Source organism: Acidimicrobiales bacterium, assembly GCA_036399815.1.
Lineage (GTDB): Bacteria > Actinomycetota > Acidimicrobiia > Acidimicrobiales > DASWMK01 > DASWMK01.
Genome location: DASWMK010000010.1, coordinates 16,500 through 36,091, shown reverse-complemented (window position 1 = coordinate 36,091; position 19,592 = coordinate 16,500). Strand labels below are relative to the sequence as shown.

Genomic DNA, 19,592 nt, shown 5'->3' with positions numbered 1-19,592 from the left:
GAGGGGGTACGGCGAATGTCCGACGTCGGTGGCGAGTACGGGGGCGAGCTCGAGCGGATCCGCCGCGGCGCGCAGGAGACGGGCGACCGGCGGCTCGCGGCGATGGCCGCCGCGCTCGACGACGAGCGCGTCCGCCAGCTGCTCCACGAGCGCAGGGGCGCGGGGCACACCTACGGCGGGACGAGGGCGTTCTACGCGGGCGACCGCATCCGCCTGGTGTTCGAGTTCGAGCGCGCCCAGGGCAGCTTCACGTTGACCCGGCCCCGGTTCGCGGTCGACGTCGACCCGGGCGCCGGCACCGTCGTCGGCCTCACCGACCCGTACCTCGACCCCGAGGCCGGCGGGGCCGGCGCCGTCCGGTCCGACCTCGACCTGTCGCGGTTCACCGAGGACGACCCGGGCGGCCAGATGGCGCCCGACCCGAAGCTGGCGTGGTCGAAGCTGTCGCACTGGGCGTAGCCGGCCGCCGGGAGGTGGCCGCGGCCGAGCGGTCCTGGGCCGTCGCCGTCCGCAACTTCGCCGCCCACCTGCCCGGGCGGGTGCGGCGGTGGGTCGTCATGTACGAGCCGGCCCACCACGCCGAGGCGGTGGCCCGGATCGCGCCGCTCCTCGAGGTCGAGCACCTCTTCGCGGCCGGGCTGGCGGACCCGGCCGAGGTGCGGCGGGTGGCCGAGGCGACCACCGACGACGGCGAGGTCGGCTACCTCGAATTCGTCGTCACCGACGGCCGGTTCGACCACGACGGCGTCGACTACCGGGACGCCGTCCGGCCGTTCGCGTCGTGGCCCAACGACCGGGTGCGGCTGTGCTTCGACGTGTGGGACGAGGTCTTCCCGATCCTGTTCGCCGAGCGCCGTGAGGACCTGGTCGGCTGGTGCGGCGAGGTCGCCGGCCGGGTGGCCGGCTGCCGGTCGTTCGCCTACGAGGGCCGGCCGGGCGGCTGGCTCCGGTGGTCGGCCGGCGCGTGGGTGCGCTGCGACGGGTCGACCGACGGGGACTACCTGCTGCCCGTCGGCGAGGTGGCCTGCCGGCCCGACGCCGTCGACGGCGAGCTGGTCGTCGACGGCTGGGTGATCGGGTCGATCCCGTTCGGGCTCAAGTACGGGCGCATCCACGCCGGCGCCCTCCGGCTCGGCCTTCGCTCCGGCGAGGTCGTGGCCGTGGGCGGCGACGACGTGGGCCTCTGCCGCGACGTCGAGATGGTGATGGAGCGGGTGCCGCAGCTGCGCCTCGTCGCCGAGGTCGGCATCGGCCAGTCCCGCGCCGCCACCGCCGCGTCCCGCGTCGTGCCGGCCGGGATGCAGTGGCACGAGCGCCGGGTCGGCCTCCACCTCGGCCTCGGCGCCGAGCTGCCCGACACGATCGTCGAGCGCACCCACCTCACGTCCCACCACCTCGACGTGGTGATGGCGGCCGGGTCGGTCACCACCGACGCCGGCGACGTCGTCCTCGCCTGGTAGGGCGCGCCGCCCGGTAACGTCGCCGGCCCATGGGGAGGCTCGACGGCAGGGTGGCGCTCATCACCGGGGCCGGCAACGGCATGGGCCGGGCGGCGTCGGTGCTGTTCGCCGCCGAGGGCGCCAGGGTCGTCGTCGCCGACGTGGACGAGGCGGCCGGGCGGGCGACCGTCGACGCGGTCGCGGCGGGCGGCGGCGAGGCGACGTTCGTGCCCGTCGACGTGGCCGACTCGGCGTCGGTCGAGGCCATGGTGGCGGCGACCGTCGACGCCTACGGCGGCCTGCACGTCCTCTACAACAACGCCGGCATCTTCCCGGCCGACGACGGCGGGACCCTCGACACGCCCGAGCCGACCTGGGACCGGGTGATGGCCGTGAACCTGAAGGGCGTGTGGCTCGGGTGCCGCCACGGCATCCCGGCCATGCTCGCCTCGGGCGGGGGCACGATCGTCAACGTGGCGTCGTTCGTCGCCCTCATGGGCGCGGCGACCGCGCAGGTGGCCTACACGGCGAGCAAGGGCGCCGTGCTGTCGCTCACCAGGGAGATCGCCGTCGAGTACGCCCGCAGGGGCATCAGGGCCAACGCGCTCTGCCCCGGCCCGGTCGCCACCCCCCTGCTCGAGGAGCTGATGAGCGACCCCGCCCGCCGGGCCAGGCGCCTCACCCACATCCCGATGGGCCGCCTCGGCCGGGCCGAGGAGCTGGCCAGGGCGGCGCTGTTCCTCGCCTGCGACGACTCGTCGTACATGACCGGCGCGGCGCTGGTCGTCGACGGCGGCACCACCGCCGCGTACGTGACACCGGAGGACGCCGCCGGTCCTTGACATGCGCCCGGGCGGGGAGCAGCGTGCACCAGGAGCGTGGGGGCGCGCACCCGGGGAGGGAGCACATGTCCGAGGTCCTCGAGCGGTCCGGCCGCACGGGCGGCGTCGACCGCGACGTCCAGCGGCTCCACGAGCTGGGCTACGCGCAGGAGCTGCTCCGCAAGATGAGCGGCTTCTCGAACTTCGCCGTGAGCTTCACGATCATCTCGATCCTGAGCGGGTGCCTCACGCTCTACGGGTTCGGCATGAACGTGGGCGGCCCGGTGGTGATGAGCATCGGCTGGCCGCTCGTCGGGATCATGGTCGTGATCGTCGGCCTGGCCATGGCGGAGGTGTGCTCGAGCTACCCGACGGCCGGCGGCCTCTACTACTGGTCCGCGAAGCTGGCCCGGTCGAACGCGCCGGCGTGGAGCTGGTTCACGGGCTGGTTCAACCTGCTCGGCCAGATCGGGGTCACCGCCGGCATCGACTTCGGGCTCGCCTTCTTCGTCGGCGCCCTGCTCAACCTGACGACCGGCATGGACGTCACCGACAACCGGATCATCCTGATCTACGGGGTCGTGCTGTTCCTCCACGGCCTGCTGAACACGTTCGGCGTGCGCCTCGTCGCCCTGCTGAACGACGTGAGCGTGTGGTGGCACATCGGCGGCGTGCTCGTGATCGTCGGCTCGCTCGTGCTGTTCGCCGACACCCACCAGTCGGCCGACTTCGTGTTCACCGAGTTCGTGAACAACACGGGCTGGGGCTTCGCCGGGTCGGGCGCGTACGTGTTCCTGATCGGGCTGCTGCTGGCCCAGTACACGTTCACCGGCTACGACGCCTCGGCCCACATGACCGAGGAGACGATGGACGCCGACGTCAGCGGCCCCCGCGGCATCGTGATGTCGATCGTCGTGTCGCTCGTGGCCGGCTGGGTGCTGCTCCTCGGGGTGACCTTCGCCATCCAGGACTACGACGGGGCGCTGGCCTCGGACACCGGCGTGCCGCCGGCCCAGATCTTCATCGACGCCGTCGGCCGCAACTTCGGCGAGCTCCTGCTGTTCATCGTGGTCGGCGCCCAGTTCTTCTGCGGGATGGCGTCGGTGACGGCCAACTCCCGCATGATCTACGCCTTCTCCCGGGACGGCGCCCTGCCCGCGTCGAGGTTCTGGCACCGCATCAACCCGAGGACGAGGACGCCGACGAACTCGATCTGGCTGGCCGCCGTCGGCGCGTTCCTGCTCGGCCTCCCCTACCTGTACAGCCCGACGGCCTACTTCGCGGTGACCTCGATCGCCGTCATCGGCCTGTACATCGCCTACATCATCCCGATCTTCCTGCGTCTGCGGGCCGGCGACCGCTTCCAGCCCGGCCCGTGGCACCTCGGGCGGTGGAGCCGGCCCATCGGCTGGCTGGCCGTCGCCTGGGTGGTGTTCATCTGCGTGCTGTTCGTGCTGCCGCAGTTCAGCCCGATCAACGTCGACACGTTCAACTACGCGCCGGTGGCGGTCGGCGTCGTCCTCCTGTTCAGCGGCGGCTGGTGGCTGCTGTCGGCCCGCCGGTGGTTCACCGGGCCGCAGGTCCAGGGCACCCCCGAGGAGCTGGCCGCCATCGAGCACGAGCTGACGTCGGTCGGGCAGGCGTGATGGACGTCGCCCAGCTCGAGCAGCTCGTCAGCGACGGCGAGGTGGACACCGTCCTCACCGTGTTCCCCGACCTCCAGGGCCGGTTCATGGGGAAGCGGGTCACCGGCCACTTCTTCGTCGACCACGTGCTGGCCGACGGCATCGAGGCCTGCAACTACCTCCTGGCCGTCGACGTCGACATGACCCCGCTGCCCGGCTACCGCTTCGCCAACTGGGACCAGGGCTACGGCGACGTCAACGCCAGGCCCGACCTGTCGACCCTGCGCCTCGTGCCGTGGCTGGAGCGGACGGCGCTCGTCATCTGCGACCTGTTCCACCCCGGCGGCGAGCCGGTGGAGGTGGCGCCCCGCCAGGTGCTGCGCCGCCAGGTGGAGCGGGCGGCGGCCGCCGGCTACCGGGTGAAGTGCGGCGCCGAGCTGGAGTTCTTCCTGTTCAGGGACTCCTACGAGGAGGCGGCCGGGCGGGGCTACCGCGACCTGCGGCCCCACAGCGACTGGATCGAGGACTACCACATCCTCCAGACGACGAGGGACGAGTACCTCATCCGCCAGATCCGCAACGGGATGGACGCGGCCGGCGTGCCCGTCGAGTTCTCGAAGGGCGAGGCCGGGCGGGGCCAGCACGAGATCAACCTCCGCTACGCCGAGGCGCTCGAGATGGCCGACCGCCACACCGTCTACAAGAACGGGGCCAAGGAGATCGCCGCCCTCAACGGCCGGTCGCTGACGTTTATGGCGAAATGGGACATGGCCGAGTGCGGGTCGTCGTGCCACGTCCACTCCAGCCTCTGGTCGGTCGACGGCGACGAGCCCCTCGACCACGACGGCGACGCGCCCCACCACCTGTCCCAGCCGTTCCGGCACTACCTCGGCGGCCTGCTGGCCACCGCGCCGGAGCTGGCCCTCTGCTTCGCCCCCTACGTGAACTCCTACAAGCGCTACCAGCCGGGGTCGTGGGCGCCGACGGCCGTGGTGTGGGCCCCCGACAACCGGACGTGCGGGCTGCGGGTGGTCGGCCACGGGCCCGGCCTACGGGTCGAGTCCCGCATCCCCGGCGCCGACTGCAACCCCTACCTCGCGTTCGCGGCGACGATCGCCGGCGGGCTGCACGGGATCGAGCACGGCATCGAGCCGCCGCCGGCGTTCGAGGGCAACGCCTACGAGGCGGACGACGTTCCCCGGGTACCGTGGACCCTGGTCGACGCGATCGACCGGTTCGAGCGCAGCGAGGTGGCCGTCAAGGCCTTCGGTGAGGACGTCCACTTCCATCTCCTCAACACGGCGAGGCAGGAATGGGTGACGTTCAACGGGGTGGTGACGGACTGGGAGCTCCGCCGGAGCTTCGAACGCCTCTAGTGGCGGTCACCGGCCGCGCCCTCGACGCCGGCCGGGTCGAGCGGTGGCACAACCCGGCCGTGGCGTCGCCGAAGGGCTACACCGACGCCCTCGAGCGGGCCGGCGCGTGCGGGGCGGTGCTGCCCCCCGTCCCGCTCACGACCGAGCAGGCGGCGGCCTGGCTGGCGCCGTTCGACGGGCTCGTCCTCACCGGCGGCGCCGACCTCAACCCCCAGCTCTACGGGCAGGAGCCCCGGCCCGAGACCTACGGGGTGGACGCCGTCCTCGACCGCTTCGAGCTGGAGCTGGCGCGAGCCGCCCTGGACCTCGGGCGGCCCGTCCTCGCCATCTGCCGGGGGATGCAGGTGCTGAACGTCGCCCTCGGCGGCACGCTCGACCAGCACATCACCGGCCGGCCCGGCCTCGTCGCCCACGGGGCGCCGAACGGCGGGGTCGGCGCGCTGCACGAGGTCGGCGTGGACCCGGGGTCGAAGCTGGCCAAGGCCCTCGGGGGCGAGCGGGTGACGGGCATGTCCCACCACCACCAGGCCGTGGACGCGCTGGCCGACGGCCTCGTGCCGGTGGCCTGGACCGACGACGGGCTCGTCGAGGGCTGCGAGGCGGAGGACGGCTGGGTCGTCGCCGTGCAGTGGCACCCGGAGGAGACGGCCGACCGGGACCCGGCCCAGCAGGGCCTGTTCGACGCATTCGTGGCGGCGCTGCGGTGAACCTGGACGACCGCGAGCTCGGCATCCTCGACGCCATCCAGCGGCGGGTCCTCTGGCTCGCCGTGCGCATGGTCGACCACGCCAACAACGAGCGCCAGAACTCCGACGGGGTGAAGGTCGGCGGGCACCAGGCGTCGTCGGCGTCGATGGTCAGCCTGATGACCGCGCTGTGGTTCGCCCACCTCGGCCCCGAGGACCGGGTGTCGGTGAAGCCCCACGCCTCGCCGGTGCTGCACGCCATCAACTACCTGCTCGGCCGGCTCGACCGCCGCTACCTCACCACCCTGCGGGACGCCGGCGGGCTCCAGGCCTACCCGAGCCGGACCAAGGACCCCGACCCCGTGGACTGGTCGACCGGGTCGGTCGGCCTCGGCGCCGCCGCCCCCCTGTTCGCCGCCGCGGTCAAGCGCTACCTGGACGCCCGCGCCGGGCGGGAGCCGGGGCGGGGCCGGTTCATCGCCCTCGTGGGCGACGCCGAGCTGGACGAGGGCAACGTGTGGGAGGCGATCTCCGACCCGGCGACGGCCGGGCTCGGCAACGTGCTGTGGGTCGTCGACCTGAACCGCCAGTCCCTCGACCGGGTCGTCCCCGGCATCAAGGCCCGCCAGCTGGAGCAGGCCTTCGCCGACCACGGCTGGCAGGTGCTCGAGGCCAAGTACGGCAAGCGCCTCCAGGCCGCCTTCGAGCGGGACGGCGGCGACGCCCTGCGCCGGCGCATCGACGAGATGTCGAACGAGGAGTACCAGAGCCTGTTCGCGCTGCGGGGCGCCGAGCTGCGCGACCGGTTCCTCAGCGGCGCGGACGCGGCCGTGAAGTCGGCGCTGGTCGATGTGCCCGACGACGAGCTCGCCCCGCTCATCCAGAACCTCGGCGGCCACGACCTGGCCCAGCTCCTCGACGCCTACGAGGCGGCCGACGCCACCACCGACCGGCCGTCGGTGCTGTTCGCCTACACGATCAAGGGCTGGGGCCTGCCGATCGCCGGCGACCCGCTGAACCACTCCGCGCTGCTCACCGCCGAGCAGGTCCAGCGGGTGCGGGAGGGGGTCGGCCTCGCCCCCGAGCACGAGTGGGACCCGTTCCCCGACTGGTCGGTCGAGGGCCAGTGGTGCCGGCGGGTGGCCGAGCGGCTGGAGCGGCCGGCCCCGCCGCCCCAGCCCACGGTCCACGTGCCGAGGGAGGTCGGGCTCGGGCCGCTGCGCAAGCCGGTGTCGACCCAGGAGGCGTTCGGGCGGCTGCTCGTCGGGCTCGGCCGCGACGGGGACGTGGGGCCCCGCCTGGTGACGACGTCGCCCGACGTGTCGGTGTCCACCAACCTCGGCGGCTGGATCAACAAGGTCGGCGTGTTCGCGCCCAGGGACGTGCCCGACTGGCTGGGCGAGGGCCGGCTGCTGCGGTGGCGGGAGTCGCCGAAGGGCCAGCACATCGAGCTCGGCATCAGCGAGATGAACCTGTTCCTGCTGCTCGGCCAGCTCGGGCTGTCCGCGGAGCTGTTCGGGGAGCTGCTGTTCCCGGTCGGCACCCTGTACGACCCGTTCGTGTGCCGCGGGCTCGACGCCTTCATCTACGGCGTCTACTCGGCGTCCCGGTTCGTGGTCGTCGGCACGCCGGCCGGGGTGACCCTGTCCTACGAGGGCGGCGCCCACCAGTCGACGATCACCCCGTCGATCGGCCTGGAGCTGCCGGGCGTGACCCTGGCCGAGCCGGCGTACGCGACCGCGCTCGACTGGATCCTGTGCGACGGCCTGGCCCGGCTCACCGACCGGGAGGGCGGCGAGTCGCTGTACCTGCGGCTCACGACCCGCCCGCTCGACCAGTCGCCGTTCGAGGCGGCCCGGCAGCGGCTGGGCGACGAAGCGCTGCGGGCGGCCGTGCTCGGTGGCGGGTACCGCCTGGTCGACGCCTCGGGCGACCCCGGGCGGGCCGGGCAGCCGGTGGTGCACCTGTTCGCCTCGGGCGCCGTGCTGCCGGAGGTGCTGGCCGCGGCCGACGAGCTGGCCGGCGAGGGCGTGGCCGCCAACGTGGTCGAGGTGACGAGCCTGGACCGCCTCTACCGGGGCTGGCAGCAGGCCATGCGGTCCGCCGTCGGCGCCGCCGCCCCGGCCGGCGACGGGTTCCACCTGGCGTCGCTGCTGCCCCCCGGCGAGCGCCGAGCGCCGATCGTGTGCGTCCACGACGCCGCCAGCCACGCCATGGCCTGGCTGGGCTCGGTCTTCGGGGCGCCGGTGGTGGCGGCCGGCGTGGACACCTTCGGCCAGTCCGGCCCGAGGGACCACCTCTACGGCCTCCACGGCCTCGACGCCGGCGCCATCGCCACGGCCGCCCTCGTGGCACTGGAGCGCGCCGGCGGGTAGGTCACGGCGGCGGAGGACGCCGCCCCCGGAGCCGACGCGTAGCCGGGCGCGCCGACGGGTAGGCCGTCGGCATGCCCAAGGACCGAGACCAGCTGTCACCCGAGGACCCCGAGGACGCCGAGTACCTCGCCACCCACCGGGGGCAGGGCACGGGCGGCACGGGCTACGACGTCCTGCCCGGCGGGCCGGGGGTCGACGGCGCCGACGAGGGCGTCCCCGACCCGAGCGAGGGCACGAGCTGACCGCCGCCGAGGCGGTTCGCGTCGAGGTCGACGCACCGGTCGCCACCGTCACGCTCTCCCGGCCGGAGGCGCTCAACGCCATCACGCCGGGGATGCTCGACGAGCTGGGCGAGGCGCTCACCGCCCTGGCGGGTGACGACGGGGTCGCCGTCGTCGTCCTCACCGGCGCGGGGCGGGCGTTCAGCGCGGGCGTCGACCTGAAGGCCCTGGGCGGGCGGTCGCTCGAGGGCGGCATGGTCGGCGACGTCCTCGACGGCCCGGCCCGGCGGGTCACCGGGCTGCTGTCGACGATGCGGCCGGTGACGATCGCCAAGGTCAACGGCCACTGCTACACGGGCGCGCTCGAGCTGGCGCTGGCCTGCGACCTCGTCGTCGCCGCCGAGGAGGCCCGCCTCGGGGACACCCACGCCAAGTGGGGGCTGCGGCCGACGTGGGGCATGAGCGCCCGCCTGCCCGCCGCCGTCGGCCCGGCCAGGGCGAGGGAGCTCAGCTACACGGCCCGCACGTTCACCGGCGCCGAGGCGGCCGCCTGGGGCCTGGCCGTCGCCGCCCACCCGCTGGCCGACCTCGACGCCGCCGTCGCCGACCTGGCCGCCCGCATCGCGGCCAACAGCCGGGGCTCGCTCGCCGCCTACAAGGACCTGTACCGCGCCGGCGAGGGCGCCACCACGGCGGAGGCGCTGGCCTACGAGGCGTCGGCCGCCTACCCGATCGACGACACCGAGGAGCGGGTCGCCGCCTTCCGCTGAGGGCCCCGCCCGGCCGGGTACTCCCGGATGCGCAGCCAGGGCGGCAGGTCGGCGAGGTCGTGCCCCTTCCCCCTCGCCCCCAGCTGCGCCGCCAGCCGGGTCCCGAGCTGCTTGAGGAAGAACGGCACCCCGGCAGCCGCGCACCGCCCGGCCAGCGCCTCGACCCAGGCGAGGTCCATGGGCCGGGCCCCGGCGCCCGACTCGCCGCCGGCGATCACCCAGTGCACGCCCCCGAGGTCGAGGTCGCCGAGGTCGCCGAGCAGCGGCTCGCACGAGAGGAACCGCACGGCCGCCGGCACCTCGCGCAGGTGGTCGACCCGGAACCGGTACCGGTCGCTCTCGACGCTGACCCCCATCCACACGTTCGCCGGCCAGGGCAGGGCGGGCACCAGCCGGGCGAGGCGCTTCGACCGCTTGGTCAGCACCTGGTACTGGTGCCGGGGGGTCGACGCCATCACCTCGAACACCTGCTCCACGAACGGGAACGGCACGCCCTCGTGGAACAGGTCGCTCATGCTGTTCACGAACACGGTCCTCGGCTGCGCCCACGTGCGGGGCAGGTCGAGCGTGTCGGGGTGGAGCGTGAGCCCGAACCCCGGCCCGCTCGTGCGCGGGTCCCCGTCGACCTGGTACTTCGGCTGCCCCATCGCCTTGAGCCGGCGGGCCAGGGTGAGGGCGTAGCAGTTGTGGGTCGCCAGTCCCGCGGCGATGAAGGTCCCCGACGAGGTCTCGATGTCGACGAGGTCCCGCCGGCCGACCCGGCGGACGCCCTCCACGCTCACGGTGTGCCTCCCCGGGAAGCGACGACCGTAGAAGTCGGCGGCCTTGCGCGTCAGCGCCGGCTGGACGGTCGAGAGGAACCGGAGCTTCTCCTCGATGTTGCCGAGAAGCCGCTCGCTCCTGCCCGAGGCGCTCCGGAAGTCCTCCCGCCTCGACGCGAAGCCGAGGTCGTGGATGTACCGCCGCGCCCGCTCGAGGACGTCGTTCTGCTTCGTCTGGCTGAACCGGAGGTTGTTGCCGCTGTAGCACCCGTCGGTGTCGAGCAGCCCAGCGAGGTAGCCCGCCTTCCACGTGGGGTCATCGCGTTCGAGGCAGGCTTCCCTGACGGCCACGAGGTTGCTCATCCGGCGCGTCTCGATCTTCGACATGGGCGCCCGCCTCGCGCCACGGTCGAAACGGCTGCCCCGCCCGGCGTCGAACGGACGCACGTGGATCCCGTCGCACCCGAGCACGGCGAACGCCCGCGCCATGCGGTCGAGGATCGGCTGGTCCGTCGTCAGGACGGCGACGCGCAGGTACGACTGCCTGGTGCCCTTCCTGCCCGAGCCGTCGATGCGGAACGTGCCGTCCCCGGCGACGGCACCGGCGAGGTACCCGGACAGGTAGGCCTCCGTGTCGACGTCGGGCGTCAGCGCCGGCATGCCGATGTCGACGAGGCCGCTCGACAGGCCCAGCCGCTCCGCCGGCCGCCAATACGGTCGAGCTCTGGCGAGGAACCGATGGTCGACGCTGGCGACGAGCGAACGGCCCGGCACCAGGAGCTCCACGGCGTCCGCCGTCGTGGACCAGCAGCGCACGACGGTCGCCCGTTCGTAGACCCGGTTCTGCCCCGTCCCGGGGGACTCCGTGAACCCGACCAGCTCGTCGCCGGGCACCACCTTGCCGATCGGCCGCCAGCTCATGTCCGCCATCAGCACCGGCGTGTCAGGAGCGAGGCAGTGGTCGCACCCCGGCGAGGTCCGATCGCACCCGGTGGTCGGGTTCCAGGTCGCTTCCGTCCACTCGATCGCGCTGTCCGCCACCCGCCTCACCTCCGACCGCGACTGGACCAGGCGGCACGATCGTACTGGCGTTCGCCCCGACGGTGGCGACGTTCAGCAGCCCTCCACCGCCGGCCGCGGCGTGCCGGCGTCGGCCACGCCCGGCTGCCAGGAGCGGTCGGACGAGTGCGGGAACGTCGAGTTGGGGTGCCACCACGACGTCTTGCGGTTGGCGCCCCGCCAGCTGAACGAGAAGTGGACGTGGTCGAAGTGGCAGTCGTCGAAGCTCGCGTGGGGGTCGCAGGCCCGCTGGTCGAAGCCGGGGCCGGGCGGGTAGGCGCGCCAGATCTTGCGGTCGTGGATGAAGTACATGATCCCGAGGCGGCGGAGCCGGGCGTGCTGGTTGCCGAAGCGGTCGGTGGCGAGCAGCCACCCGATCAGGTCGTCGACGGCGGCCCGGTCGGCGGCGTCGGGCACCCCCCAGTCCCAGGCCCTGCCCTCCTTGTGCTCGCTCGTGCCGCCCGACGAGCACTCCCGGGAGATGCCCCAGTCGGCCGTGCCCGGGTACGCGGCGAGGACCATGTTGCGGAAGTCGACCACCCCGGGCTTGGGGTCGGGGTCGCAGGTGTCCTGGCCGTCGTAGCTGGCGTAGGGGTCGATCAGCCGGCCGAACTCGGGGGTCGGCGGGGCGGCGGCGGCCCGGCGGGCCCGTCCGCCGAGGACCACGGCGCCGAGCGCCGTGCCCGCGCCGAGCTGGACGAAGCGGCGGCGCGCGATGGGGACGTCGGGACGTGACACGATTCCACCTCCGGCACCCGCTGCGGCACCGATGGTAGCCGGGCGGGCCGGGCGCCCCGACTATGGCAGCCAGACGGCGAGGACGGCGACGTCGTCGGTGTTGTAGCCCGAGCCGAGCATGCCGGCGAGGAGCGCGTCGACGAAGGCGTCGAGGTCAGGCTGGCCGCCGGCCGTGGCGGCGACGTGCCGGAGCCGCTCCATGCCCTCGTCGACCGGCTGGTCGCGCCGCTCCACCAGCCCGTCGGTGAACAGCACGAGCGTGGTGTCGGGCGGGAGGGTGACGTCGCCCTCCTCGATCGGCGGGCCGACCACGGTGCCGAGCGGGACCGACAGCGGCACGTCGAGGTACTCGGGCTCGCGGCCGCCGACGAGGATCAGCGGCGGCACGTGCCCGGCGTTGGCGATGCACAGCTGCCGGGTGACCGGGTCGAGCACGCCGCAGATCGTGGTGACGAACGTGCGGTGGGGGTCGGCGAAGATCTCCAGCCGGGTCAGGGCGTCGGCCGGGCCCCGCTCGTCGAGCAGGTAGGCGCGGAGCCCGTTGCGCAGCTGGCCCATCCGGGCCGCGGCCGGGATCCCGCGGCCCATCACGTCGCCGACGGCGACGGCGATGCGCCCGCTCGGCAGCGCGACGAGGTCGTACCAGTCGCCGCCCACCTCGACCCCCTCGCCGCCGGGGAGGTACCGCGCCGCCACCTGGACGCCGGGCGGCGACGTCACCGTCGCCGGCAGCAGCGACCGCTGGAGGATCAGGGCCGCCTCCCGCTGCTCCCGGTACAGCCGGGCGTTGTCGAGGGCGACGGCGGTGCGGTCGGCGAGGTCCTCGGCCAGCTCCAGGTCGGCGTGGTCGTAGCGCCGGTCGCGGGACCGGGCCATCAGCGACAGCACGCCGATCACCTGGCCCCGGGCGACGAGCGGCACGACGATGGCCTGGCGGACGCCGAGCGTCCGGGTGGCGGCGAGGTGCTCGTCGTCGGCGGCCAGCGCGTCGACCAGGTCGGGGGCCACGTCGCGCAGGAGCTGGGGCTCGCCCGTGCGCAGCACGTGGGCGATCGGGTGGTCGCGCTCGACGTCGACCGGCCGCCGCTCGAAGACCTGCTCGACCTCCCGCGGCAGCCCGCCGTTGGACCGGACCGACCGCTCGAGCCGGCCGTCCTGGGCGAGCAGGTCGACCTCGCACACGTCGGCGAGCGCCGGCACGACGAGGGCGGCCAGGCGGGTGAGCACGTCCTCGGCGTCGAGCGACGTCGCCAGGTCGCCGCTCGCCCTGGCCAGCAGCGACTGGCGCTGCTCGGCCCGGCGCACGGCCTCGTACAGGGCGGCGTTGTCCATGCCGACGGCGGCCTGGGCGGCGATGCCGACGGCCAGCTGCTCGTCCCGCTCGTCGAACACGCCGGCGTCCGCGTGGCCGAAGAACAGGCCGCCGAGCACCACGCCGCTCCGGGACACGACCGGGACGGCGAGGTACGACCGCACCGGGAGGTGCCCCTCCGGCATGCCGTGGTGGGGCGGCATGTGGCCGTAGCGGGGGTCGGCGGTGACGTCGTCGAGGCGGACGACGGCCTCGCCGGTGAACGTCGGCCGGAAGATGTCGGTGTTCCTCGGCATCCCGAAGCCCTCGAACGCCTCGCGGGGCACGCCCGAGATCGTGAACAGCTGGTAGCTCTCGCCGTCGTTGTCGACCACGTTGTAGAAGAACGCCCCCAACTGGGCGCCGGTCAGCAGGGTGGCGGCGTCGGTGACGGCCTGCACCAGCCGGGTCAGGTCCAGCTCGGCCGAGAGCATGGCCCCGACCCAGTTGAGGGTCTCGACCACCTGGCGCTCCTCGGTGAGGCGCTGCTCGGCCCGCTTCCGCTCGGTGACGTCCATGACGGTGGCGCCGATGCCGATGACGGCGCCGGCGTCGTCGCGGACCGGGAAGTAGTTGACGAGCCAGTCGCGGCGCTCGCCGCCGGTCGCCAAGGTCTGGCCGGTGACCTCGAGGTCGAGCACGGGCTCGCCGGTCTCGGCCACCTGGGCGAGGACCCGCTCGGACTCCGGGCCGAGGTCGGGCAGGACCTCGCTCACCCGGCGGCCCAGGTGGGCCTCGACGGGCTGGCCGTTGATGGCGGCCAGCGTGTCGTTCAGCATGACGTAGCGCAGCCGGGTGTCGAAGAAGGCGAGCCCGATCGGCGCCGTGCGCAGCAGGGTGTCGACCCTGGCGGCGGACTCGGCGGCCCGCTCCTCGGCCAGGCGACGGTCGTGGACGTCGGTGAGCGTGCCCACCCACTCGGCCACCCGGCCGTCGGCGTCGCGCACGGGCGCCGCCCGCACGTCGCACCACCGCCAGAGCCCCGTGTCGCGGTGCCAGATGCGGGCGGTCACCTCGTGGATGGTCCCGTCGGCGACGGCCGACGCCCACCGCTCGGACACGAGTGCCCGGTCGTCGGGGTGCACCATCTCGAACCACCCGAGCCCGGCGTGGTCGGGCCAGGCCTGCCCCGTGTACGCCTGCCAGGACCACTGGACCTCGACGAAGCGCCCGTCACCGTCCGTGGTCCAGACGACGGCCGCGCTGGCTTCGACGAGCGAGCGGTAGCGCGCCTCGCTGACGCGCAGCACCGCCTCGGCGTCGAACCTGCTGGGCTCGGCCATCCGCGGAACCGTACTGCCGCGTCACGCCCGGTGGCGAGTGCCGGACGCCGGCCTCAGAGCGACGCGGCCGGCCGGTCGAGCAGCACCGGGGTCGGCACGAGGTGGCGCACCACGGGCGGGCGGGCGACGCCGTTCGTGGTCCTGAGCCACTGGGTGAGCGAGGGGCCGGCCTCCGGGCGGCTCAGGTAGAAGCCCTGGGCGACGTCGCAGCCCATCGCCAGGAGCCGGTTCCACGAGTCGCGGTCCTCGACGCCCTCGGCCACGACCCGCAACCCGAGGCTGTGGCTGAGCTGGACCGTGGACCGCACGATGGCGGCGTCGTGGTCGTCGTTCGCCATGTTGCACACGAACGACTTGTCGATCTTGATCTCGTCGACGGGCAGGCGCTTCACGTAGGCGAGCGACGAGTAGCCGGTGCCGAAGTCGTCGATGGCCACGCTGACCCCGAGGTCGTGGAGCGCGGCGAGCACCTCGGTCGTGCGCCGGGGGTCGCCCATGATGTCGCTCTCGGTGATCTCGAGCGTCAGCACGTGGGGCGGGACGCCCACCCGGGCGAGCAGGCGGGCGACGTCGTCGGGGAGGGACACGTCGAGCAGGCTGCGCACCGACAGGTTGACGGCGAGGTTCACCGGCAGGCCGGCCTCCCGCCACGTCGCGCACTGCCCGAGCGCGGTCTCGAGCACGAACAGGGTGAGCGGCCGGATGAGCCCGGTCTGCTCGGCCAGCGGCACGAACTCGTCCGGCGGGAGCAGCCCGTGGTCGGGGTGGAACCACCGCACGAGGGCCTCGACGCCCACCACCCGGCCGGTGGCCAGCTCGGCCTGGGGCTGGTAGTGGACGACCAGCTGGCCCTCCTCGATGGCCCGCCCGAGGTCGCCGACGAGGGCCAGGCGGCGGGGGCTGTACTGGTCCCGCTCGGTGGCGTACACCTCGAGCCCGCTGCGCCGGAGCTTGGCGCTGTACATGGCGACGTCGGCCCGCTGGAGGAGGACGGCGGCGGCGTCGCCGTGGGCCGGCGACAGGGCGAGGCCGATGCTGGCGCTCACCGACAGCGAGAAGCCCTGGATGGTGAACGGCCGCTCCAGGGCCCGCACGATCTCGGCGGCCACCGAGGTCGCCTCGGTCTCCCCGGCGACGCCGGGGACCATGATGGCGAACTCGTCGCCGCCCAGCCGGGCCACGACGGCCCGCCCGTGGAGCGTCTCCTGGAGGCGGACGGCCACCTCCTCGAGCAGCACGTCGCCGATGTGGTGGCCGAGCGTGTCGTTGATGTCCTTGAACCGGTCGAGGTCCATGAGCATCACGGCCACGACGCCCCGGTCGACGGCCGAGAGCGCCTCGTCGACCCGGAGGTGGAACAGGCGCCGGTTGGGCAGCCCGGTGAGCCAGTCGTGGAGGGCCTGGTGCTCCTTCTCGATGGCCTCGTGGCGGAGGCGGTCGACCAGGCGGCCGTTCTCGAGGGACACGCTGGCGTGGTTGGCCAGCGTCTCGAGCAGCTTCAGGTCGTCGACCGAGAACGTCTCGACGTCGCCCAGCCGGTTGGCGACGAGCATCACGCCGATCACGCCGACCTCGCCCCGCAGCGGCGCGGCCATGGCGTCCTTCAGCCCGGCCTCGCCGAGCTGCCGGCGGACGCTGCCCCGCACCGGCCGGCGCAGGCACACGCCCTCGCCGGCCACGACCTGCTCCCACCATGCGCCGGTCCCCGGCTCGGTGCCGGCCGGCGGCCGGTCGGCGACGACCGCCGTGCCGTCGGTGCCGAGCACGATGCTGATGCCGGGCTCGTCGTGGGTCGGGAACAGGACGACCTGGGCGAGCTCGGCGCGGAGGAGCCCCCTGGCCTCGGCCAGCATGGCCTCGACGACGGCGTCGGCCTGGATCGAGCTGCCGACGGCGCGCGTGAACCCGTAGAGCTGCTCCAGCCGGTTGTAGCTCTGGCTGAGCGACGTGTAGGCCCGGTAGGCGCAGAACACCGTGGCGGCGACGACGGCGAGGAGCAGCATCCCGCGGGGGTCGTAGCGCAGGACGATGATCCCGAGCAGGGCGATCGACGTGTTCGTCGCTGCGGCCACGCCGCCCACGACCAGCACCGGCCACGTGCGCCCGCCGTCGAACTGCTGCTCGTAGAGGCTGATGGCGGCGGTGACGACGACGGCGGAGGACAGGTCGGTCACCAGGGTGGCGGCGAACGCCGCGATCCAGGTCCTCGACGAGGACAGGTCGCCGCCGCCGATCAGGGACCGGAAGATGATCGTGGCCAGGCACGCCTCGAAGGCGAAGTGGCTGATGTTGAACGCGAGCTTCAGGCCGACCTGGCGGCGGTGGACGACGAGGGCCAGGAAGGCGCCGAGCACGCGCACGAGCACGAGGGTCACCGGGGCGACCGACATGAGCCCGAGGACGAGCGGCACCTCGCTCAGCGACACCGACTGCGAGTCGCGCCGGAACGGGAGGTGGACGACGAACACCTCCGCCCCGACGAACATGACGAGCAGCGCCCACCAGGGCAGCCACAGGCCCTCCCACACCGGCCCGCCCTTCAGGCCGGTGAGGAGGGCGACGGCCGCGGCCGCCAGCAGGAGCGTGAGCAGCCAGACCTGCCCTGGCCCGCTCAGCCAGGGCCGGCCGCCGGCCGGGCCGGCCGGCGCCGGCGCGTCGGTCATGCGCGGGGCCTACGTGCCCCAGGAAGCGGTCGACCAGCTCCTGCCGCTCCAGGACCGGCCCGACCAGGAGCGCCCGCTCCAGGACCGGCCCGACCACGAACGCCCGAGCCACTCGTTGTCGCTCCAGCTGCGGCCGCTCCACGAGCGGCCGGCCCAGTTCTCGCCGCTCCAGGACCGGCCCGACCAGCTGCGGCCCGTCCACGAGTCGCTCGACCACGTCGAGCCCGACCACGAGCGGCCCATCCAGTCGCCGCCCGACCAGCTGCGGCCGTCGAACGCCGCGCTGGCCCACGCCGCCGGGTCCCAGGCCTGGCCGAAGATGTCGACCTCGCCGGTGAGCTCGGTCCCGTCGTCGGGGTCGGCCACGTGGTTCGAGCCGCGGGCGGCCTCGAGCGAGCCCAGCCCGGTGCCGTAGGGGAACGCCTGCCGGGCGGCGCTCAGCGACGGGGTGGCCGCGCTGGCGGCGGCGTCCACGTCGATGAGGCCGAGCGACGTGCCGTTGACCCGGTCCGTCGTCGCCACCAGCAGCTTCTTGACCTGGTCGGGGGTAAGCCACGGCCGCTGCTGGAGGAGCAGGGCGGCGGCTCCGGCCACGACGGCGGCGGCCTGCGAGGTGCCGCTCCCCCGGAAGAACCGGCCGGCGCCGTCGCCGACGAGGCCGCCGGGGAACGCCTGGTCGATCAGGGAGCCGGGGTTGCGGAGGCTCGCCACCGATCGGCCCGGGGCGAGCAGGTCGGGCCGGCGGGCGTCGGTGCCGCCGCTCGAGAAGTCGGCGACGGTGTCGTCGGAGGTCGAGGTCGTGCCCCGGTGGTCGGCAGCCCCGACGGTGAGCAGGAACGGGTCGCTGGCGGGGTCGGTGACCGGGGCCAGGGGGCCGTCGTTGCCGGCCGACACGACGACCACGATGCCGCGCCGCCAGGCGACCTCGGCGGCGTAGGCGAGCGGGTCGAGCACGTAGGACTGCACGGAGTCCGTCCCGAAGGCCAGGTTGATCACGCGGATGTTCAGGTTGTCGTCGTAGCGGTGCTGGACGACCCAGTCGATGGCCGCGATGACCTGGGAGACGTCGGTGGCGCCGTCGGCCGTCGCCACCTTGAGGCTCACGAGCGTGGCGTCGGGGGCGACGCCGACGAAGCGGTCGTCCTTCGGCGTCCTCGTCATGTCGACGCCCGTGTCCCGCCCGGCGATGATCCCGGCGAGGTGGGTGCCGTGGCCGAAGGTGTCGAGGTAGCGGAGGTTCTCGGCCTGGGACTCGAAGGACAGGTCGGGGCCGTTCACCACCCGGCCGGGGGTGGTGAGGCCCTCGACGGGCACGACGCCCGAGTCGATCAGCGCCACGCCGACCCCGGCGCCGGTGAGCCGCCGCCCGGCTGCGTCCTTGCGGGACCACACCGAGCGGGCACCGATGGCGTCGGTCAGGTTGTAGAGCGAGCCGGCGTCGTCCTTGGCGCTCCAGCCCGACCACGAGTCGCCGGCCAGCTGCAGGGCCGCGTCAGGGGTGACCCCGACCACGCCCGGCGCGCCGGCCAGCCGGCCGACGGCGCTCGCCGGCACGCTCGCCGCGACCCCGTCGACCACGCCGAGGCGGGCCCGCACGGTGCCGCCCACCCGCCCGACCGCCGCTTCGGCGGCGGCGCCCCGCCCGGGCGCGCCCCGGACGATGACGTCGACCAGCGGCCCCGCCGTCGCGCCGACGACCGGCATGACCGGCAGCACCGCCACGACCAGCAGGAGCGCAGCCAGCAGCCGGCCGCCACTCCGGTTGCCACCCCAGCTGATTCCTCGCGTCGCCCGCATCGGACCTCCCGTCCTCCCTATCGTCCCCCCCGCACAGAACGTGAGGAGGAGACACGGTGTGTGAGGGTACCGACCACGGTTCGTGTTGGCAAGCGCGCCGCGAGCCACGATGGGTGACCGAGCGTGCTGGGCACACTCACCACCGTGAGCGGCGCTCCGGAAGTGCTCGAAGCGGACTGGAACGGGCTCGGCCCCGTCGTCGCCCGCATGGACGAGCTGGCCGACCGCCAGGCCGGTTGGGTCAACCTCCAACCGGGGATCGACCCCGAGGACGCCCCGCCCGCCTCGCCCGGCCTGTTCGGGGTGTTCTCCGGCCGGGGGCCGATCGTCCCGGTGGCCACCTGGACAGCGCCCGCGGCCCGGCGCCGGGGCCCGCCCGAGGCCGAGCAGGTCGGCATCCAGCACCCCGCCGGCGGGCGGGCGGCCGCGGTGCTGGCCGAGGGCGGCCTCCCCGTGCCCGAGGGCTGGCGGGTCCTCCAGGACCATCCCCGCCGGGGCCTCGTCGTCGCCGTCCCCGCCGGCACCCGCCACGAGGCGGTCCTCGACTGGCTGCTCCGGGCGACCGCCCGCCTGAGCGCCGTGCCCGTCACCGGGCGCTGGCGGGCGACCGTCCACCGCGGCTGAGCG

General features: G+C 74.2%; 15 protein-coding genes. 10 read left to right on the top strand and 5 right to left on the bottom strand.

The genetic code is table 11. The features are described from left to right. Positions 1-15: 15 nt before the first annotated feature. The 9 genes from VGB14_00665 (at position 16) to VGB14_00625 (ending at position 9,313) form a co-directional block, all read left to right on the top strand. Positions 16-459 carry a hypothetical protein gene (locus tag VGB14_00665; GenBank protein ID HEX9991414.1) on the top strand — a complete coding sequence of 148 codons (444 nt, stop codon included), beginning with the start codon at positions 16-18 and terminating at the stop codon, positions 457-459. 14 nt (positions 460-473) lie between these two features. After that, positions 474-1,460, top strand: a complete 987-nt coding sequence (locus VGB14_00660) for a hypothetical protein (protein HEX9991413.1) — start codon at positions 474-476, stop codon at positions 1,458-1,460. 29 nt (positions 1,461-1,489) lie between these two features. Next, complete coding sequence (locus VGB14_00655; protein HEX9991412.1) at positions 1,490-2,281, top strand: glucose 1-dehydrogenase; 792 nt, start codon at positions 1,490-1,492, stop codon at positions 2,279-2,281. A gap of 65 nt (positions 2,282-2,346) precedes the next feature. Further along, positions 2,347-3,906, top strand: a complete 1,560-nt coding sequence (locus tag VGB14_00650; GenBank protein ID HEX9991411.1) for an amino acid permease — start codon at positions 2,347-2,349, stop codon at positions 3,904-3,906. Further along, entirely contained in the window at positions 3,906-5,261 is a 1,356-nt protein-coding gene (locus VGB14_00645; GenBank protein HEX9991410.1) for a glutamine synthetase family protein, read from the top strand. Before VGB14_00650 ends, VGB14_00645 begins: the two co-directional genes overlap by 1 nt. Further along, the gene (locus tag VGB14_00640) at positions 5,261-5,968 is read left to right on the top strand and encodes a gamma-glutamyl-gamma-aminobutyrate hydrolase family protein (protein HEX9991409.1); all 708 of its coding nucleotides are present in this window, start codon (positions 5,261-5,263) and stop codon (positions 5,966-5,968) included. The genes VGB14_00645 and VGB14_00640 overlap by 1 nt, the downstream gene beginning before the upstream one ends. Further along, the gene (locus VGB14_00635; protein HEX9991408.1) at positions 5,965-8,322 is read left to right on the top strand and encodes a 1-deoxy-D-xylulose-5-phosphate synthase N-terminal domain-containing protein; all 2,358 of its coding nucleotides are present in this window, start codon (positions 5,965-5,967) and stop codon (positions 8,320-8,322) included. The genes VGB14_00640 and VGB14_00635 overlap by 4 nt, the downstream gene beginning before the upstream one ends. 71 nt (positions 8,323-8,393) lie before the next feature. Continuing rightward, entirely contained in the window at positions 8,394-8,564 is a 171-nt protein-coding gene (locus VGB14_00630) for a hypothetical protein (protein HEX9991407.1), read from the top strand. Continuing rightward, the gene (locus VGB14_00625; GenBank protein HEX9991406.1) at positions 8,561-9,313 is read left to right on the top strand and encodes an enoyl-CoA hydratase/isomerase family protein; all 753 of its coding nucleotides are present in this window, start codon (positions 8,561-8,563) and stop codon (positions 9,311-9,313) included. The genes VGB14_00630 and VGB14_00625 overlap by 4 nt, the downstream gene beginning before the upstream one ends. Here VGB14_00625 and VGB14_00620 read toward each other — a convergent pair. From VGB14_00620 to VGB14_00600, 5 genes are all read right to left on the bottom strand, one after another. Further along, positions 9,268-11,115: a DUF5131 family protein gene (locus VGB14_00620; protein HEX9991405.1), complete on the bottom strand. Its 1,848-nt coding sequence runs from the start codon at positions 11,113-11,115 to the stop codon at positions 9,268-9,270. The genes VGB14_00625 and VGB14_00620 overlap by 46 nt on opposite strands. Positions 11,116-11,187: 72 nt before the next feature. Next, positions 11,188-11,871, bottom strand: coding sequence for a hypothetical protein (locus VGB14_00615; protein ID HEX9991404.1), 684 nt, complete (start codon positions 11,869-11,871; stop codon positions 11,188-11,190). 60 nt (positions 11,872-11,931) lie between these two features. Further along, positions 11,932-14,505 carry a SpoIIE family protein phosphatase gene (locus VGB14_00610; protein ID HEX9991403.1) on the bottom strand — a complete coding sequence of 858 codons (2,574 nt, stop codon included), beginning with the start codon at positions 14,503-14,505 and terminating at the stop codon, positions 11,932-11,934. 53 nt (positions 14,506-14,558) lie between these two features. Beyond that, positions 14,559-17,168, bottom strand: a complete 2,610-nt coding sequence (locus VGB14_00605) for a GGDEF domain-containing protein (protein HEX9991402.1) — start codon at positions 17,166-17,168, stop codon at positions 14,559-14,561. Between the two features lie 9 nt (positions 17,169-17,177). Beyond that, a complete protein-coding gene (locus tag VGB14_00600; GenBank protein HEX9991401.1) occupies positions 17,178-18,965 on the bottom strand; it encodes a S8 family serine peptidase in 1,788 nt (595 codons plus the stop codon). A gap of 144 nt (positions 18,966-19,109) precedes the next feature. Between VGB14_00600 and VGB14_00595 the strand changes: the two genes are divergently transcribed. Further along, positions 19,110-19,589, top strand: a complete 480-nt coding sequence (locus VGB14_00595) for a hypothetical protein (GenBank protein HEX9991400.1) — start codon at positions 19,110-19,112, stop codon at positions 19,587-19,589. Positions 19,590-19,592: the final 3 nt, after the last annotated feature.

What these genes read in the sequence shown, in the direction of transcription:
- VGB14_00650 (HEX9991411.1), top strand. Translation starts at nt 2,347, where the DNA reads ATGTCCGAGGTCCTCGAGCGGTCCGGCCGCACGGGCGGCGTCGACCGC.
- VGB14_00630 (HEX9991407.1), top strand. Translation starts at nt 8,394, where the DNA reads ATGCCCAAGGACCGAGACCAGCTGTCACCCGAGGACCCCGAGGACGCC.
- VGB14_00605 (HEX9991402.1), bottom strand. Translation starts at nt 17,168, where the DNA reads ATGACCGACGCGCCGGCGCCGGCCGGCCCGGCCGGCGGCCGGCCCTGG.
- VGB14_00600 (HEX9991401.1), bottom strand. Translation starts at nt 18,965, where the DNA reads ATGCGGGCGACGCGAGGAATCAGCTGGGGTGGCAACCGGAGTGGCGGC.
- VGB14_00610 (HEX9991403.1), bottom strand. Translation starts at nt 14,505, where the DNA reads ATGGCCGAGCCCAGCAGGTTCGACGCCGAGGCGGTGCTGCGCGTCAGC.
- VGB14_00645 (HEX9991410.1), top strand. Translation starts at nt 3,906, where the DNA reads ATGGACGTCGCCCAGCTCGAGCAGCTCGTCAGCGACGGCGAGGTGGAC.
- VGB14_00665 (HEX9991414.1), top strand. Translation starts at nt 16, where the DNA reads ATGTCCGACGTCGGTGGCGAGTACGGGGGCGAGCTCGAGCGGATCCGC.
- VGB14_00655 (HEX9991412.1), top strand. Translation starts at nt 1,490, where the DNA reads ATGGGGAGGCTCGACGGCAGGGTGGCGCTCATCACCGGGGCCGGCAAC.